Here is a 1,537-nt window from a genome sequence, read left to right on the forward strand (position 1 = left end):
GTCATGGGGCTCCATCGGGGTCTGCCGGGGGAAGCGGCAGACTAGGAGCAGCCCCTCATGGACGGCGGCGAATGCCAGAAAAATTCCGGCATTGCCGTTTTTCAGTCAGTGGCCCGGTCGCGCCGGCATCTCTCTAGTCGCGAACTCGATCGCCGTGTTGATCTTCTTCCTGAACGAAGTAAAGCCCCGGACGTCGGCTCCGAACCATTCCTTGGCCTTGGCTTCGACGGCGGTACCGATTGCCGTGGCATTGGGGCGAGCGGCGATCTTGTAGTCCCGGTCCGAAGCGGCGGCGAGCAGATGGGCCAGCACTGCGATAGCGATCTGGCTGTTCATCTCGGCGGCGTCGCTGCCATCCGGCAGAGCAACCTGGCGGGATTCGTCGAACAGGAACGCCGGCCGCTCGGTCGCGCTAACCTCCTCGAACCAGCGGCGCAGACTGGCCTTCCTGATGACCAGACGGTCCTTATCGATCAACTCGTCCACCGGCTGGTCGTAGTAGGTCTTGCCGTTGACTGCGGTTACGCCAAGGTCCTCGTACTCCAGTCGGCCGTCGCGCAAGGCGTGAACCAAGGCGGCGCGCTTGGCCTGCATGCAGGTCGTGACGCCGCGAATCTGATGTAGCTGATCGGGCTGAAAGCCGCACCACAGGGCGACGGCGTCGTCGAGGCGGATGTTGTCGCTAAGGCCCCAGTAGCGCAGGCAATCCTGCGGATTGGGGCTGGAAGGGTTCATTGGCGTTCCTGGCCAGGGATAGATGCTGAAGACGAATGCTGAGCCGGTGACGGTAGTGATTGTGGTCGGAAGACACAAGCTGCATAGAATACAGCTGCACGGAATACACGGTTCGACAAGCGCGATCACCAATCGATTCAGCTTGCGCTATGTTCGCTCTACCCTGCGATGGTTTTGATGATGAGGGTCGGTAGGCTGGCGAACAGAAAAACAGAAACCAAAGCCCAGGAACCCGGTCGTGACGTTGGTGACGATGGTGATGGTGTATCTGGACCCAGGGCAACGAGCGAAAAACGAGAACCAAAGGGGCGCACCAGCGGACGTGACGGTGGTGACGGTCGTGATGATGTATCCCGACCTGCAACTACGGCCGAAAACAGAAGGTCGCGCGAAGCAAGCGATGTGCCGGGCGTGTTGCTGCACCCCGCCTTCGTGGACAGAGGTCGGATAGCGAGCCGGGCAACGCCCGGCTCACCGTCGGGTTACTCGGCTGCGCCGCCGTTGGCGTGCTGCTCGGTCCCGGCCTGGATGCGGTAAACCCGTTCCTCCTTTCCTTCCTTAGTAGAGGTCAAGAGGTAGCCCTTCTTGCGGACCGTGCCGGCGAAGAACCCCCGCACCGAGTGCGCCTGCCAGCAGGTCGCCGCCATGATCTGCGGGATGGTCGCGCCCTCGAGGCGACTGAGGAGGCCGACGACCAGATCCAGCCGGCTCCGCCGGAGCGCAGGGGCTGGTGCGGCTCGGCCGGGCGGGGGCTGCATTGCCTCGCTGGCGTCGGCCTTGGCCTCCGGGCTGGCGGCCTTCG

At 63.2% G+C, this 1,537-nt stretch carries 2 protein-coding genes; both read right to left on the minus strand.

Annotated features, from left to right (window positions below):
• Positions 1–105: 105 nt before the first annotated feature.
• Complete coding sequence (locus tag TX83_RS17520; RefSeq protein WP_064749265.1) at positions 106–735, minus strand: hypothetical protein; 630 nt, start codon at positions 733–735, stop codon at positions 106–108.
• Positions 736–1,217: 482 nt separating this feature from the next.
• A partial coding sequence (locus tag TX83_RS17525; protein WP_222423787.1) for a DUF3489 domain-containing protein occupies positions 1,218–1,537 on the minus strand: 320 nt, incomplete at its 5' end.

It is taken from the genome of Lysobacter antibioticus HS124, from assembly GCF_000336385.2.
In the GTDB taxonomy this organism is placed as follows: Bacteria; Pseudomonadota; Gammaproteobacteria; order Xanthomonadales; family Xanthomonadaceae; genus Lysobacter; species Lysobacter firmicutimachus.

What these genes read in the sequence shown, in the direction of transcription:
- TX83_RS17520 (WP_064749265.1), bottom strand. Translation starts at nt 735, where the DNA reads ATGAACCCTTCCAGCCCCAATCCGCAGGATTGCCTGCGCTACTGGGGC.